This window comes from Roseovarius nubinhibens ISM (genome assembly GCF_000152625.1).
Taxonomy (GTDB): domain Bacteria; phylum Pseudomonadota; class Alphaproteobacteria; order Rhodobacterales; family Rhodobacteraceae; genus Roseovarius; species Roseovarius nubinhibens.
Window position 1 is genome coordinate 219,508 of the sequence record NZ_CH724156.1, and the last position, 15,522, is coordinate 235,029.

The window sequence follows — 15,522 nt, forward strand, 5'->3', positions numbered from 1 at the left end:
GGTTGGTTCATATCTAGGGCCCCCACCGGAGAGATTGCAGGGGGAAACGCCTAGACGACTTCCCCATCGGTGAATTGCAGCCGCGCCAAACGGGCATAGAGCCCGCCTTCCGCCACAAGGCTGTCATGGGTGCCGCTGGCGACAATCCGGCCCTCTTCCATGACGATGATCCGGTCGGCCTTTTTCACCGTGGCCAGCCGATGCGCGATGACGATGGTGGTGCGGTCGCGCGACATGGTCTCGACCGCCTGCTGCACCGCCCGCTCGCTCTCGGCATCGAGCGCGCTGGTCGCCTCATCCAACAACAGCACCGGCGCATCGCGCAGGATCGCCCGGGCAATCGCCACCCGCTGCTTCTGCCCCCCCGAGAGCATCACCCCCCGCTCGCCGAGATAGCTGTCATAACCCTCGGGCAGCGCGCTGATGAACTCATGCGCCGCCGCCAGCCGCGCCGCCTCTTCGACCTCGGCATCGCTCGCGTCCAACCGGCCAAACCGGATATTGTCGCGCGCCGAGGCGGCAAAGATCACCGGGTCCTGCGGCACCAGCGCGATATGTTTGCGAAACGCCTGCCGCGCCATCTGGTCGAGCGGCACACCATCGAGGCTCACCGTGCCACTGGCCGGATCATAGAATCGCTGGATGAGCTGAATGATCGTCGTCTTGCCCGCCCCCGAGGGACCGACCAGCGCCACGGTTTCTCCCGGCGCAATCGTCAGCGTCAGATCGTCGAGCGCCGCCCGGTCAGGCCGCGACGGATAGGCGAAATTGACGTGATCAAAGGTGATCCCACCGCGCACCGGGGTCGGCACCGGCTGGGGCACCTCCGGGTCGCGCACCGCATCCTCGGCATGCAACAGATCAACCAGCCGCTCGGTCGCCCCCGCCGCGCGCTGCAACTCGCCCCAGATTTCCGACAGCGCCGCGACGGACCCGGCGACCAGCACCGCGTAGATCACGAATTGCACCAGCATCCCGGCGCTCATCGTCCCCAGGCGCACATCCCGCGCCCCGATCCACAGCACCGACACCACCCCGGCGAAGATCAGAAAGATCACGATCACCGTCATCAGCGCCCGGGTGAAAATCCGCCGCCGCGCCGCGTCATAGCTCTGCTCGGTCACCGCGCCAAACCGCGCCCGGCTCTGATCCTCATGGGTAAAGGCCTGCACCGTCTGCACGCTCAAAAGCGCCTCGGACGCATTGCCCGAACTTTCCGCGATCCAGTCCTGATTCTCCCGGCTCAGCCCCCGCAGCCGCCGCCCCAGCGTCAGGATCGGCACCAGGATGAGCGGCACGATCAAGAGCACCAGCCCCGCCAGCTTGGCCGAGGTAAAGAGCATCAAGGTCAGCCCACCGATGAAGATGAGCGCATTGCGCAGCGCGATCGACACGGATGAGCCGATGACACTCAGGATGAGTGTCGTATCGGTGGTGATCCGGCTCAGAACCTCGCCGGTCATGATCCGCTCGTAGAAGGCCGGGCTCATCCCGATCACCCGGTCGAACACCGCCTTGCGAATATCCGCCACCACCCGCTCGCCCAAGCGCGTCACCAGCGCATAGCGCAGCCCGGTGCCCAGCGCCAAGAGCGCCGCGATGAGCAGCGCCGCGGTGAAATAGCGATCCAGAAGCGCGCCATCCTGCGCGTTGAAATTATCCACCACCCGGCGCACCGCCATCGGCAGGATGAGCGAAATGCTCGCCGTCAGGATCAGCGCCCCGAGCGCCGCCACCAGCAACAGCCGATAGGGCCGCAAAAAGGGCCAGAGCGCCGACAGGCCGCCGATCCTTTTCGAGCTTTCCCGCTTTGCCAGCTCCGCATCCAAACCGCCACGCCGCGCCATATGTCGTCTCCCATCAATTGCCGGTCTTGATGGCGGGTGCCGCCGCAAGGGTCAAGCGCGTTCCCTGAGACATAAACGCCGAGGGGCCCGCGACATCTGCGCGGGCCCCAGGGCGAAAATTCGGACTGTCGTGTTACCGTCGCAATACCGACGTGGTACCGACCCGCTATTGATTGGCCCGTTCGGCCTCGATCTGACGCCAGCGGGCGACATTGGCGTTATGCTCTTCCAAGGTCTCGGCAAAGGCATGTCCGCCCGTTCCATCGGCCACGAAGAAGACGAAATTCGTCTCCCCCGGATTGGCCGCCGCCTTGAGGCTGGCGCGTCCCGGATTGGCAATCGGCGTCTTGGGCAGACCGTCGATCACATAGGTATTCCAAGCGGTTTCCTTGCGCAGCTCAGACTGTCGCAGCCCCCGGCCCAGCACGCCCTTGCCCTCGGTGATGCCATAGATCACCGTCGGGTCGGTCTGCAGCCGCATGCCACGGTTGAGCCGGTTCACAAAGACGCTCGCCACCTGTTCGCGCTCTTCCGCGACGCCGGTTTCCTTCTCGATGATCGACGCCAGCTTGAGCAGGTCCTCCGGCGTCTCGATCGGCAGGTCCTCATCCCGGTTCTGCCAGGCCTCGGCCAGCAGAACCTCTTGGGCTTGCTGCATCTTTTTCAAAAGCTCAACCCGGCTCGCGCCCTCGTTGACCTCATAGCTGTCAGGCGCCAGCATGCCTTCGGCGGGGATCTCTTCGACCTCTCCGGCCATCACATCCACCGACTTCAGACCTTCCACGATCTGCCAGCTTGTCGTGCCCTCGGCAATCGCGATCCGGTAGCGCGTATCCCCCGCCTGCCGCACCCGCGTGAACTCTGCCGGCACCTCGCCCTCGCCGGGCGTGAACTCGGCAATTTCGACAAAACGGTTGGTGGTGGGATCCAGCTCGCGCACCTCGACCTCGGACCGGGTCACCCCGATGCGATAGACCACTTCCGTGCCACAGGTGCTGGCCCCGCCGCGGGTCACGAGATCGACGATCTCGCCCATGCTCGCCCCTTCCGGGATGAGCCAGCTACCGGCCTTGAGCTGTCCGGTCTTCTCGGCGTAATCCGCCCCGATCCGCAGCAGCGCCGGATGCGTCACCGCCCCGTCTTTTTCCAACTGCAACGAGACCTTACGCATGTTCGACCCGCTCGGTACCCGCAGGCAGATCGGCTCAGCGAGAGGCCCTTCGGCATGATAGGTCGACTGCCCCCAGAGGATCACGCCCCCCAGCAGGAAGGTGATCACAACGAAAAAGGTCAGCGCGTTCGAGGCGATATGCCGCCACATTATCGAAGCTTCCCGATACAGAGGCTGGCATTGGTGCCGCCAAAGCCAAAGCTGTTGGACATGGCCACGTCGACCTTGCGCTCCTGCTTGACGTTGGGCACCAGATCGATCGGGCTTTCCACCGCCGGATTGTCGAGGTTGATCGTCGGCGGCACCACCTGATCGCGCACCGCGAGGATCGAAAAGATCGCCTCAATCGCCCCCGCCGCGCCGAGCAGGTGCCCGGTCGCCGATTTGGTCGAGCTCATCGCCGCTTTCGACGCCGCATCGCCCAGAAGACGTTCCACCGCCTTGAGCTCAATCGTGTCGGCCATGGTCGATGTGCCATGGGCGTTGATGTAATCCACCTCGGACGGGTCGATCCCGGCATGGCCGAGCGCCATTTTCATCGCGCGGTAGCCGCCATCGCCATCCTCAGAGGGCGCGGTGATGTGATAGGCATCGCCCGACAGGCCATAGCCGAGGATTTCGGCATAGATCTTGGCGCCCCGCGCCTTGGCATGTTCGAGCTCTTCGAGCACGACAACCCCCGCGCCCTCGCCCATGACAAACCCGTCGCGGTCTTCGTCATAGGGGCGGCTTGCGGCCTTGGGATCATCCGCGCGCTTGGTCGACAGCGCCTTGCAGGCGTTGAATCCGGCGATGCCGATCTCGCAGATCGCCGCCTCGGCGCCCCCGGCCACCATCACATCGGCATCGCCGAACATGATCAGCCGCGCCGCGTCGCCAATCGCATGCGCACCCGTCGAACAGGCGGTCACCACCGAATGGTTCGGGCCTTTAAAGCCATAGCGGATGCCCACCTGACCGCTGATCAGGTTGATCAGCGCGCCGGGAATAAAGAAGGGCGACACCCGCCGCACACCCTTGTCCCGGATGAGAAGCGTGGTCTGTTCAATGGATTGCAGCCCGCCAATGCCAGAGCCGAGCATCACGCCGGTGCGCAGACGGCTTTCCTCGTCCTCGGGCATCCAGTTTGCATCCCGCACCGCCTGATCGGCCGCCGCGACACCGTAGAGGATGAAATCATCCACTTTGCGGCGCTCTTTCGGCTCCATGTAATCATCGGCGTTGAACGTCCCGTCAGAGCCATCGCCCATCGGCACTTCGCAGGCATATTTGGTGACCACGTTCTGCGGGTCGAAACGGGTGATCGTTCCAGCACCGGACTGACCGTCCAGAAGGCGGCTCCAGGTTTCTTCCACGCCATCCGCAAGAGGCGTGACCAATCCAAGACCCGTAACAACGACACGACGCATAATGCTGCCCTTTATCTTGCCAAGTTCCGCGCCTCATACCCCGGCTTGGCCCCGATGGGCAAGTCCGGGACTGTGCAGATGCGCGACAGCCCCGAAGTTTACCCCTTTTTTCGCTTATTGGAAGGCCGCGACCGGCCCTTTCGTGGCGCTCGCCAGCGCCAGCGCCTCGCCGAGATCGACATCGCGCGACAACAGCGCCCGCCCGATCAGCGTGCCGGCGATATTCGGCACATATTTGAGCCGCGCCACATCATCGGCACTGCGCACCGTGCCGCGCGCGATGACCGGATGCCGGGTCTGTGCCGCGAGCGAGGTGATGAGCCCGAGGCTGCCGTCGCTGTCCTCGATATCGGCGTCCACATCGGTGAGGATGATCCCCGCCAGCGGCGCATCGTCGAACGCCTTGATATAATCGGCCGGATCAAAGGCGCTCTGGCTCTGCCAGCCCTCGGTCATCACCGCGCCCTGATAGATATCCACCGCCAGAACGATCTGATCGGGATGGTATTTCGCCAATTCGCGCAGCAGATCCGGATCATGCGCGGCCATCGTGCCGATGACGATCCGCCCGGCCCCCTGCCCGATCCAGTGCTCAACCCGTTCGCGCGACCGGAACCCGCCGCCAAGCTGCACGGGAATGCCCACCGCGCGGATGATCTCGGAGATCAGCGCCTCATTGCCCTCGCCACCAGCGAGCGCATCCATATCGGTCACATGCATCCATTCGGCCCCGGCCTCGACAAAGCTCCGCGCCGTCTCGACCGGATCGACATGCCACAGCACCGGCTCGTCAAGACGACCCCGGGTCAGCGACACGCATTTGCCGTTCTTCAATTCAAGTGTGGGATAGATAATCATGGAAGCCTGTCCTCCTTCAGAACCAGTAAGCCCCCGACATTGGGCAGCACGCTAAGCTTGTGGGAAAACACCTGGGGACCATGATCCCAAATCGGCACTCTCGCGTCAAATTCCGGCGGCCCCCGCAGAAATCCGGCGAAAGCGCGCACAAAAGAAAACCCCCGCCACTGGGACGGGGGTTTACCAAACTCGCAAGATGCGTTCGCAGCGGGGCTTAGGAGGCCTCGTTGATGAATTTCACCGCGTCGCCGAAGGTCTGGATGTTCTCTGCGGCGTCATCGGGGATCTCGATGCCGAACTCTTCTTCGAAGGCCATGACCAGTTCGACCGTGTCGAGGCTGTCTGCGCCCAGATCGTCGATGAAGGAGGCGCTTTCAGTGACCTTGTCTTCTTCGACGCCAAGATGTTCCACAACGATCTTTTTCACGCGGTCTGCGATATCGCTCATGCCAAATTCCTCTTCGTTTCACTCGGACCTTGCGGCCCATTCGCACCGGCCCGCTAAGGCTGCGGCACCGGGTTTTCTGTTCTGCCCTGCGGGCGGCGGTCACGGCCCAGTTCCCACCGGAACGTCAGAAGCCTTGAACGCCTCCTAGCCAATCTGCGCCGCCTATAGCACATGCCGCGCCATTGGCAAACGATTTGTCCAGAATGGGGACTGGCGGCAAAATTGCAAGGGGGGACCTTGCGGATCGCCGCCTTAGATCATCGCCATTCCGCCGTTCACATGCAGCGTGCTGCCGGTGACATAGCCCGCCTCGGGGCTCGCCAGATAGAGCACCGCCGCGGCGATTTCCTCGGGCGTGCCCATGCGGGCGGCGGGAATCTTGCCATTGATGGCGGCCTTTTGATCATCGTTGAGCTTTTCGGTCATCGCCGTGGCAATGAACCCCGGTGCCACGGCATTGGCCGTGATGCCCCGGCTCGCCACCTCATAGGCGATGGATTTGGTCATGCCGACCATGCCCGCCTTGGAGGCGGCATAGTTGACCTGCCCGGGATTGCCGGTGGTGCCGACGATGGAGCTGATGTTGATGATCCGGCCCCAACGCGCCTTCATCATCGGGCGCATCACGCCCCGGCACAGGCGCATCGTGCTGGTCAGGTTGACGTCGAGCACCTGCTGCCACTCCTCGTCCGACATGCGCATGAAAATCTGGTCGCGGGTGATCCCGGCATTGTTGACGAGAATATCGAGCCCGCCCATCGCCTCGATCGCCTGTTTCGGCAGTGCATCGACCGCGTCGCCATCCGACAGGTTGCAGGGCAGCACATGCGCCCGCTCGCCGAGCTCGGCGGCCAGCGCCTCGAGCGGCTCAACCCGCGTCCCGCTCAGCCCGACGGTCGCCCCCGCGCCATGCAGCGCCTTGGCAATCGCCCCGCCAATGCCGCCCGACGCGCCGGTGACCAATGCGTTTTTCCCAGTGAGATCAAACATATCCTAAACCTTCTTTTTGTGCCCTCGGGCACGGCATCCTGTTGTGGCGCGCTCTTCTGGCGATCAGCCCTGAAGCGCCTCGGCCGCGGCTTTCACCTCATCCGGCGTGCCCACGGTCCGCGTGGCCGCCTCGCGGTTGATCCGGCGGATCATCCCGCTGAGCGCCTTGCCCGCGCCGATTTCCCAGAACTCGGTGACCCCATCGGCCACCATCTGCTCCACCGACTCGCGCCAGCGCACCGAACCGGTGACCTGGCTCACCAGAAGCGAGCGGATCGTCGCCGGGTCTTCCGCCGAACGCGCGATGACATTGGCCACCAGCGGCACTTTCGGCGCGTGGATTTCCACATCGTCGAGCGCCTCGGCCATGACCTTGGCGGCAGGCGCCATCAATTCACAATGGAAAGGCGCCGACACCGGCAGCAGCATCGCCCGCTTGGCGCCCCGCCCCTTGGCAAGCTCGACCGCCCGCTCGACCGCCGCCTTATGGCCCGACACGACCACCTGACCGGGGTCATTGTCATTGGCGGCCTGACAGACCTCTTGCTCGGCGGCCTCGGCGGCCACCTCGCGCACCGTGTCGAAATCGAGCCCCAGCAGCGCCGCCATCGCGCCCTGACCCACCGGCACCGCCTCCTGCATGGCCACGCCACGGGTGCGCAGCAGGCGCGCGGTGTCGGCGATGGACATCGCCCCCGCCGCCGCCAGCGCCGAATATTCGCCCAACGAATGCCCCGCCACGAAGGCCGCCGCATCAATGCTCACGCCTTCCGCCTCAAGCGCCCGCATCGCCGCGAGCGAGGTGACCATCAGCGCCGGCTGTGCGTTCTGGGTCAGGGTCAGCTTGTCCTGCTCCCCTTCCCAGATCAGCTGCGACAGCTTTTCGCCCAGCGCCTCATCAACCTCGTCAAACACGGCCTTGGCCGCCGGATAGGCCTCGGCGAGGGCCTTGCCCATCCCGATCGTCTGGGCACCCTGCCCCGGAAATACGAATGCTCGGCTCATGAAACCCTCTCCCAACTAGCCTTTGTCGTCGGATACCGTGCATTGGCCGGCAAGGCAACGCTCACATCCGTGCACATGTCCCGTGCAATGGCGGTGATTGTGCTGTTACGCGAATAGATTACCATGGCGGCAACCTGAGTTTCGGAGACGATATATGTCCACGTCCAACACTGCCGCCAGCTACGGCTCGGTCGCAAAAACCTTTCACTGGCTCACCGCCCTGCTGATCCTGTCGAACATCGGCTTTGGCCTCGTGGCCTCTTGGCAGGCCGAGGCGGTGCAGGCCGCCGGGGCCCAGCCGAGCGCCGCCGATCTGGCCCGCGCCGCCTGGCTCTTTTCCACCCACAAGACCCTTGGGGTGACGATCTTTTTCGTGGCACTGGCCCGCATCCTCTGGGCCGTGACCCAGCCCAAGCCCGGTTTGCTCAACGGCGACCACCGGGCCGAGGCGATCCTAGCCGAGCTTGTGCATTGGCTGCTCTATGGCTCGCTGGTGCTCGTCCCGCTCACCGGTTGGATCGACCACGCGGCGACCACCGGCTTTGCGCCGATCTGGTGGCCCTTCGGCCAAGGCCTGCCCTTCGTGCCCAAAGACCCGCATGTGGCCGAGCTCTTCGCCACGCTGCATTATATCCTGCAATGGGTGCTGATCGGCGCGATTGCGCTGCATGTCATGGGCGCGCTCAAACATCATGTGATCGACAAGGACGCGACGCTGCGCCGGATGCTGCCCGGCAACACCCGTGGCGAACCCACGGCCAAGCAACCGGGCCATGCCCTGCCGATCCTCGGCGCGCTCGCGGTCTGGGCGGTGGCGCTGCTCGGCGCGAACCAGCTCGGCTGGTTCCCCAGCACCCATGACGCCCCCGCCGCCCAGGTCACCCAGGCCGAGGCCGAACCCGGTCAATGGCAGGTCACCTCGGGCGAGCTCTCCATCGCGATCCAGCAGATGGGTCAGGAGGTCTCGGGCCAGTTTGCCAATTGGACCGCCAATATCACCTATGACGAGACCCCGGATGCCGAGGGCAAACATGGCGCGGTCGAGGTCAGCATCGACACCGGCTCGCTCAGCCTCGGCAGCGTCACGGATCAGGCCACCGGCCCCGATTTCCTCGCCAGCAGCAGCTTTCCCACCGCCAGCTATGCCGCCGTTTTGCGCCAAAATGAGGACCGACTGGTTACCGACGGAATACTGACCATTCGCAGCATCGAGGTTCCGCTGTCTTTTCCGGTCACTCTCAGCATCGAGGGCGACACCGCCACAGCCCATGGCAAGACCAGTGTCGACCGCCGCGCCTTCGGCATCGGCGACAGCGTCTCGGACGAAGGATCGCTCGCCTTCGACGTGGTCATCTCCTTCGACCTGACCGCCACCCGGGCCGAGTGACGAGCGGGCAAAAGAAACCCCTGCGCAGATCGCTCCGCGCAGGGGTAAACACTCGCAAGTTGAGGGGCTTAGCCCTCTTTCTGCGCCTCGATCGAGATCATCACGTTGAGCTCGTCACCCACATTCGGGGCGAATTTGCCAAGACCGTAATCCGACCGTTTGATCGTCGTCGTGGCATCGAACCCGACCCAATCCTTGCCCGCCATCGGATGCTGCGCCGCCTTGTTCAGCTTGGTGTCGAGAACCACCGACTGCGTCACATCATTGATCGTCAGATCACCCGTGATATTCGCCGTATTCTCCCCCGTCACCTCAATCCCGGTTGAGGTAAAGGTGATCATATCGCCCTCTTCCGCCCCGAAGAAATCATCGCTCATCAGGTGGGCCACACGCTTTTCCCAGCCGGTCAGCATCGACATCACGGGGATTTCCACCGACACGGACGAGGCCTCGGGCGCGTCCTGATCGAACATGATCTCGCCCTCAAAGCCGCCGAACATGTTGTAAGTGGTCGAAAATCCCAGGTGGTCATAGCTGAACACAACTTGGGAATGGCTGGCGTCGAGCGTGTATTTCACCGGCTCTGCCATTGCAGTGGTTGCCATCATGGCCATTGCGGCCGCTGCCATCGCACGGGGTAGATACGTCATTTTGTTTACTCCTGGTAAGACCAACGTCGCCGATGATCTTACGGTGCTGCGGGGATGCAGCAACCCTGTAGAAGTCAACATTCTGTGTGGAACGGCGAACAGAGCGGGGCACGGCGGAAATCCGCCATTTTCCCGCCGCTTTTCAAGAGGGTTACGCCGCTTATCTCAGGCGCTTAGCGAAAGGCCGCACGCAACGCCTTGACCGCACGCGGATCACGCACCGGCAGCGACACCAGAAGCCGCCCATGGCCATCCCGCGCGGTCAGCCAGTCATCCCGCAGCACCACATCGCTCAGATCGTCAAAGCGATGCGACAGCTCCGACCGCACCCGGCCCTTGGCGTCAAATTCGGTCATGCGGATCTCGCGACGCTCGGGATCGATGGTGATATCGGGCAGCCCTGCATCGACCTGCCACGTCAGCCCCAACAGGCCAAGCCCCACGAAGGCCAGCGAAAACAGCAGCTTGGTCATCTGCATCAGGCCATCGCCCGGCGCGACCGGCACCAGCCACACACCGGCGGCCGCAATGATGAGCGCCACCCCGAGCCCGCGACAGGCCAGCCGGATGAGCACATGTTTCGTGCCCTCCTCATCGGCCATGGAAATCTCGGGCAGAACAGGCAGAGCGCGGTCAGGCATGATCGTATCGGGCAAGGCGGTCATCGGGCGATCCTTTTCATATGTCGCCTCTCAGTCTCCGCGGCAAATGGGCCGTGATTTGGGCAATGCTGGGGTCAATTCTCGTTCTTTCTCTCGCGTTTGATCTATCGCCACCGCAGACCTACCACCCGGCAAAAGACCGCGAGCCCTTGTGCCCTGCCCTGATCCGGGGTAAACGCCCGCGTCCGGTCGCATCTTTATGGAACCGCGCAGTCTCTCGTGGATGGGCCGCAACCGGACATCATAAGCCCGTCCTATGAAATGCGCCTTGATAGAAATGGAGCACACATGCCGCTTTATGAGCATGTCTTTATCTCGCGTCAGGACCTGTCGAACACGCAGGCCGAAGGACTGGTCGAACATTTCGGGACGGTCCTCTCGGACAACGGCGGCAAAGTCGTCGAGAGCGAGTACTGGGGCGTCAAAACGATGGCCTACAAGATCAACAAAAACCGCAAGGGCCATTACGCCTTTCTGAAATCCGACGCGCCTGCCGCAGCGGTTCAGGAAATGGAACGCCTCATGCGCCTGCATGACGACGTGATGCGCGTCCTGACCATCAAGGTCGACGAGCACGCAGAAGGCCCCTCGGTGCAAATGCAAAAACGTGACGAACGTGGCGAACGCCGCGAGCGCCGCGCGTAAGAGAAGGAGACTAACCCATGGCTGCAAAACCATTTTTCCGCCGTCGTAAAGTTTGCCCCTTCTCGGGTGAGAACGCGCCGAAGATCGACTACAAAGACACGAAACTGCTGCAACGCTACATCTCTGAGCGTGGCAAGATCGTGCCCTCGCGCATCACTGCCGTCTCGGCAAAGAAGCAGCGTGAACTGGCCCGTGCCATCAAACGCGCCCGCTTCCTCGCCCTGCTGCCCTACGCTGTGAAGTAAGGAGAGAACCATGCAAGTTATCCTTCTCGAACGCGTGGCCAAGCTCGGCCAGATGGGCGAAGTGGTCGACGTCAAAGCCGGCTATGCGCGCAATTACCTGCTCCGTCAGGGCAAGGCGCTGACCGCCTCGAAAGAGAACATCGCCAATTTCGAGGACCAGAAAGCGCAGCTCGAAGCGCGCAACCTGGAAACCAAGAAAGAAGCCGAAAGCCTGGCGGCAAACCTCGACGGTCAACAGTTCGTCGTGATTCGCCAAGCGGCGGATTCGGGCGCGCTCTACGGTTCGGTCACCACCCGTGACGCCGCTGACGCCGCGACCGAGAACGGCTTCTCGGTCGACCGCAAGCAAGTGTCGCTGACCTCGCCGATCAAGGAACTGGGCCTGCACGAAGTCATCGTCAGCCTGCACCCCGAAGTCGAAGCCACCGTTGTCCTCAACGTCGCACGTTCGCCCGAAGAGGCCGAGCTGCAAGCGTCGGGCAAATCGATCCAGGAACTGGCCGCGGAAGAAGAAGCCGCAGCTGATTACGAGATCGCGGAACTCTTCGACGATATCGGCGCTGCCGCATCGGACGACGAAGATCTGGCCGAAACCGTGGAAGAAGTTCTTCCCGAAGACGCCGACGAAGACGACAAGGCCTAAGCCTCTGTCCTCAGCAAAAAAGAAAGCCGCGCAACATCTTGCGCGGCTTTTTTCATGTCTGGTGAGGCGCGAGGCCGCCCCTGCGCGGGGCCTTACCCCATGCCGAGCGCTTCTTTGTACATCTCGAGCACGGCCTCTTCTTCGGCAATGTCGTCCTTGTCGCGCTTGCGCAGCGCGATGACCTTGCGCATGACCTTGGTGTCATAGCCCCGGGCCTTGGCCTCGGCCATGACTTCCTTTTGCTGCTCGGCCACATCCTTTTTCTCGGCTTCCAGCCGCTCGAACCGCTCTATGAACTGGCGCAACTCGTCGGCGGTGACCCGGTAACTGCTCTCGGCATCCTGCATGTGATGTCTCCATTCTGGCTTTTTTATCTGCCTAACGCGGGCTCAGAACGCTCGCAAGCCCGTTTCGCACCCTTGCCAGCCGGGCCGAAGTCATTTACCCGGCGCAGCATCTGAACCGATTGCACCGCACAAGGGACCGTGGACATGGACTTCCTCATCTGGATTGGCGCCGCCATCTCTGCCACCGGCCTCGGCGGTCTGCTCTGGTGCATTGCCCGGGTCTGGCGGGCCCGCAAGGCGGGTCTCTCCGAAGAGGCGCTGCGCGCGGAATTGCAACGGGTGGTCCCGGTCAACACCGGCGCACTGCTGCTCTCCGTTCTGGGCCTGATGGTCGTGGTGCTCGGTATCGTGTTCTCGGGCTAAGCCCCGGCGAGGCTGGCGTTCCTCGGCGTGACCTCATCAAAGAGGCGCCGCCCCTCATTCACCAAACGCGAGAACTCCGGCACCGGAGCCAGAACCGATGCGGCCTCGGCCCGCAGACCCTGCAACGCGCGCAAGAGCGGCAAGAGCCCCTGTTCTTCCGCCTGAAAGAGCAGGCCGCCTTTTGCGGCCTCAAACCCAAGGTCCCGCGCCGCGATCACATCCGCCTCCATCGTGTGCCGCAGCACCCCGGCCGCCTGCGCCGCCACGCAGAGATTCACCATCCCGGCATGGATAATGCCACCGAGCAGCGCCTCATCGAGCGAGGCTTGCGCAAAGCCGCTCGCGGGCACACGCCAGCCGCTGGCCCGTGCGAAGGCATCGAATTCGCGCACGATCTCCTCGCCGGAATGTGTCTCCATCATCGCGAAAGGCCCTTTGGCAAATCCGATCTGCCGCGCCGCTGCATCAATGGCATCGGGCCGTGCCCCTCGGACCAAGAGACTGCGCCCGATCGCCCAATAGCCCTGCCTGACCCACGTCGCTGCCGCATCATTTGGCGGCTCATCCCTCGCCGATGCGCGTGCAAAATGCGCCAACCGGGCCCGGTATCGCGCGGCACGCGCCTCCGCGTCCCGGGCCAAATCCTGCGCCAGCACCTCCTCGAGCGCGACGCCCCGCTCAAACGGCAAGAGCGCCGCCGCCTCCACCGCGCGAATGACCGCCTGAGCGGCCGCCGTCACAGGCGTATGGGACTGGGCGCGATGTGCGGCAATTGCTGCGAAATAAGCCCCGGGCTGGCGCAGCCCGTCCTCTCGCAAAGAGGTTCGCCGCGATGGGGCGAGCGTTTTTGCCAGATCAATAGCCTGTGCCAGCGGGGCCTCATCCTCGATCCCGTCGATCACCGTCGCAAGTGCGGGATCACCCGCCCGATGCAGCCGCCCCTCGAGCATCATCTGAAGCGCGGTATCCGCCCCAACAAGTCGCGGCAGCCGTTGCGTGCTGCCCCCGCCCGGTATCAGGCCAAAGCCCACTTCGGGACAGATCAGCCGAGCCTCTCGGGTTGCCACTCGGCCATGGGCGGCCAGAGCCAATGCCACCCCGGCCCCGCTCACGAGCCCGTCGAGACACGCGACGGTCGGAACGGGGAAAGCCTCCAATCCAGTGCAGAGCGCCGCCAGCGCCTCTCGCGCGGCGTCACCCTCTTCTGCAACGGGGTCAAAGCCTCGGCAAAACTCCTGCCCCGCCCCACGCAGAACAAGACCCGCGGCTTCGGTTTCCCCGCGCTCCAAACGGCCAGCCAAATAATCAAGCGCCCGCAGCACATCCCGGCACATCTCGCCGGTCAAATAGCCCTCCGGCCCCGCGGGCAGCTCCAGAATGGCAACGCCATCCGCCTGTCGGATCAGTCCTGACATATCACCTCCACACACCAAACCACCGGCCGCCGTGACGCAGACGGCCTGAACAGTTTAGAACAGAGATGTCTGTCAAAAGGCAATCTGTGACTTGAAGGATGTCAGACAGGCATGTTGTCGAACATGTCTTCCGCCGCTTCCTCCTCGAGCCGCCGCAACATGGCCCGCGCCTGGCAGGGTGCCGGCTGCCCCGAACTGGATTGCGCAGCAATCATGCGCCGCAGCGTCGGGATATGCGCGTAGCGCGCGGGCGCGGGTGCCCTTTCAATCCTCTGCAACAATGCGCCAAAGGTCTCGTCATGTGATCCGGTCATCAGTCTCCCCCCCTGGTGTCGCGGGGAGCAGCCCCCGCTGATGCAATCTTTATCTCTCATATCAGATTTCCTCCGAATCGTCGCCTATGCTTACCGCCGGTTGAAAAACTCGGCGGAATTGCTCGCATGTCTTTTGCCGCATGCGCCTGTGCCAAATTGATCTCGCCCCTCAATCCGCTGACCCCACTGTCTTTTGTGCCTCTCGGGGTGTCGGCACCGGATCACTTTGTGGCGCGGCGGGCCGTGCTCTGGCCCGCGTGGCCGGCGCCGGTTTCGCCGCAGCTTGGCTCTTCTGATCCGCCTCGGCGGCCTGATGCGACGGCTGTTTGCGCAGCCTTATCGCCCGCATCCCGTTCACTTGACCCAACCGCCCGTCTGAGACCAAATGCCCGCCCGGCGCCTCGAGCCGCAGCGCCATCGCGCCACTTCCCGGCACGATGAGCTGATCGCCGGCCTTGAGCGACAAGGCCTTCTCAAGCGGGATGGAATGCCGCGCGAGAATGGCCTGCAACGTCACCGGCGCGCCCATGACCACCGGGCTGAGCGCGCGCGGCTCGTCCCGCGGCCGCCCCGGCTTTTCCTTGGAGACCTGTGGCGCGTCCATCACCGGCAGCAAGAGCTCGTAGACCCCGGCGCGCTTGGCCTCGCCCAGCATCACGCCAACCCTAAAAAGATGATAGTGATCCGCCTCCAGCGCGAGGCTCAGGGAATGCGCATCCTCGGCCATCGCGCCAAAGCGATAGCCCTGCCAGCTCTGGCCATCGGGCAGGTCCTCGGCCCCCGTCTCGAACGCCTCGAACACCGCATCGAGCAGCGGCGCGCAGAGCGCCGCATCGGTGCGGGTGAGCGGGCGTTCAACCACCTCGCGTTCGGCCACGCGACCGATGGTCTGAATTTCGATCACCGCGCTCAGCGCCGGAAAATCGAGCCGCACGGCCCCGCGCCGCCCCCGATCATCCTCGACGAGACAGGTGAGCCCGGTCCCGGCCAAGACTTCGGGCAGGTCCTTTTGCGACAGCCGTGATTGTTCCACCGTCGAGACAGAGAGCGCGAGGCCAAGCGTGCCATCGGCGGCCTTGCCCAGCCCGACACGAAGCGCCTTGGCCGGCGACATGGCCCGCGC

General features: G+C 63.8%; 18 protein-coding genes. 5 read left to right on the plus strand and 13 right to left on the minus strand.

Features of this window, described 5'->3' with window-relative positions; genetic code table 11:
* Positions 1-50: 50 nt before the first annotated feature.
* From ISM_RS01125 to fabD, 7 genes are all read right to left on the minus strand, one after another.
* Positions 51-1,847, minus strand: coding sequence for an ABC transporter transmembrane domain-containing protein (locus ISM_RS01125; RefSeq protein ID WP_009812251.1), 1,797 nt, complete (start codon positions 1,845-1,847; stop codon positions 51-53).
* Positions 1,848-2,013: 166 nt separating this feature from the next.
* On the minus strand, positions 2,014-3,168 hold the full coding sequence (gene mltG, locus ISM_RS01130; protein WP_009812252.1) for an endolytic transglycosylase MltG: 1,155 nt from the start codon (positions 3,166-3,168) through the stop codon (positions 2,014-2,016).
* On the minus strand, positions 3,168-4,427 hold the full coding sequence (gene fabF / locus ISM_RS01135) for a beta-ketoacyl-ACP synthase II (RefSeq protein WP_040617748.1): 1,260 nt from the start codon (positions 4,425-4,427) through the stop codon (positions 3,168-3,170). The genes mltG and fabF overlap by 1 nt, the downstream gene beginning before the upstream one ends.
* Before the next feature lie 114 nt (positions 4,428-4,541).
* Positions 4,542-5,285, minus strand: a complete 744-nt coding sequence (locus ISM_RS01140) for a 1-(5-phosphoribosyl)-5-[(5-phosphoribosylamino)methylideneamino] imidazole-4-carboxamide isomerase (protein WP_009812254.1) — start codon at positions 5,283-5,285, stop codon at positions 4,542-4,544.
* 214 nt (positions 5,286-5,499) lie between these two features.
* A complete protein-coding gene (locus tag ISM_RS01145; protein WP_009812255.1) occupies positions 5,500-5,733 on the minus strand; it encodes an acyl carrier protein in 234 nt (77 codons plus the stop codon).
* Positions 5,734-5,985: 252 nt separating this feature from the next.
* Complete coding sequence (gene fabG, locus ISM_RS01150) at positions 5,986-6,723, minus strand: 3-oxoacyl-[acyl-carrier-protein] reductase (protein WP_009812256.1); 738 nt, start codon at positions 6,721-6,723, stop codon at positions 5,986-5,988.
* A gap of 63 nt (positions 6,724-6,786) precedes the next feature.
* Complete coding sequence (gene fabD, locus ISM_RS01155; protein WP_040617749.1) at positions 6,787-7,728, minus strand: ACP S-malonyltransferase; 942 nt, start codon at positions 7,726-7,728, stop codon at positions 6,787-6,789.
* Positions 7,729-7,882: 154 nt separating this feature from the next.
* Here fabD and ISM_RS01160 point away from each other — a divergent pair, with 154 nt between their 5' ends.
* A complete protein-coding gene (locus tag ISM_RS01160) occupies positions 7,883-9,115 on the plus strand; it encodes a cytochrome b/b6 domain-containing protein (RefSeq protein WP_009812258.1) in 1,233 nt (410 codons plus the stop codon).
* A 68-nt stretch (positions 9,116-9,183) separates the two neighbouring features.
* Here ISM_RS01160 and ISM_RS01165 read toward each other — a convergent pair whose 3' ends face one another.
* Together ISM_RS01165 and ISM_RS01170 are read right to left on the minus strand one after the other, a co-directional pair.
* Complete coding sequence (locus tag ISM_RS01165) at positions 9,184-9,729, minus strand: YceI family protein (protein WP_254655627.1); 546 nt, start codon at positions 9,727-9,729, stop codon at positions 9,184-9,186.
* A 209-nt stretch (positions 9,730-9,938) separates the two neighbouring features.
* Complete coding sequence (locus ISM_RS01170) at positions 9,939-10,430, minus strand: hypothetical protein (RefSeq protein WP_009812260.1); 492 nt, start codon at positions 10,428-10,430, stop codon at positions 9,939-9,941.
* A gap of 285 nt (positions 10,431-10,715) precedes the next feature.
* Here ISM_RS01170 and rpsF point away from each other — a divergent pair, with 285 nt between their 5' ends.
* From rpsF to rplI, 3 genes are read left to right on the plus strand one after another with little or no spacing between them, the layout of a single operon-like run.
* Positions 10,716-11,072 (plus strand): 30S ribosomal protein S6, encoded by a 357-nt coding sequence (gene rpsF / locus ISM_RS01175; RefSeq protein WP_009812261.1) that lies wholly within the window; start codon positions 10,716-10,718, stop codon positions 11,070-11,072.
* Positions 11,073-11,089: 17 nt separating this feature from the next.
* Positions 11,090-11,317 (plus strand): 30S ribosomal protein S18, encoded by a 228-nt coding sequence (gene rpsR, locus ISM_RS01180; RefSeq protein ID WP_009805008.1) that lies wholly within the window; start codon positions 11,090-11,092, stop codon positions 11,315-11,317.
* A 10-nt stretch (positions 11,318-11,327) separates the two neighbouring features.
* Positions 11,328-11,960, plus strand: a complete 633-nt coding sequence (gene rplI, locus ISM_RS01185) for a 50S ribosomal protein L9 (RefSeq protein WP_009812262.1) — start codon at positions 11,328-11,330, stop codon at positions 11,958-11,960.
* Positions 11,961-12,052: 92 nt separating this feature from the next.
* Here rplI and ISM_RS01190 read toward each other — a convergent pair whose 3' ends face one another.
* The gene (locus tag ISM_RS01190; protein WP_009812263.1) at positions 12,053-12,307 is read right to left on the minus strand and encodes a DUF2312 domain-containing protein; all 255 of its coding nucleotides are present in this window, start codon (positions 12,305-12,307) and stop codon (positions 12,053-12,055) included.
* 144 nt (positions 12,308-12,451) lie between these two features.
* On the opposite strand from ISM_RS01190, the gene ISM_RS01195 reads away from it, so the two are divergent.
* Entirely contained in the window at positions 12,452-12,670 is a 219-nt protein-coding gene (locus ISM_RS01195) for a hypothetical protein (protein WP_009812264.1), read from the plus strand.
* On the opposite strand, the gene ISM_RS01200 is transcribed toward ISM_RS01195, so the two are convergent.
* The 3 genes from ISM_RS01200 to ISM_RS01215 form a co-directional block, all read right to left on the minus strand.
* Positions 12,667-14,085 (minus strand): enoyl-CoA hydratase/isomerase family protein, encoded by a 1,419-nt coding sequence (locus tag ISM_RS01200; protein ID WP_083780871.1) that lies wholly within the window; start codon positions 14,083-14,085, stop codon positions 12,667-12,669. The two genes, ISM_RS01195 and ISM_RS01200, sit on opposite strands and share 4 nt — an antisense overlap.
* Before the next feature lie 101 nt (positions 14,086-14,186).
* Positions 14,187-14,399 (minus strand): hypothetical protein, encoded by a 213-nt coding sequence (locus tag ISM_RS01210; RefSeq protein WP_156783284.1) that lies wholly within the window; start codon positions 14,397-14,399, stop codon positions 14,187-14,189.
* 169 nt (positions 14,400-14,568) lie between these two features.
* Positions 14,569-15,513, minus strand: a complete 945-nt coding sequence (locus ISM_RS01215) for a FliM/FliN family flagellar motor switch protein (RefSeq protein ID WP_050754091.1) — start codon at positions 15,511-15,513, stop codon at positions 14,569-14,571.
* Positions 15,514-15,522 lie beyond the last annotated feature (9 nt).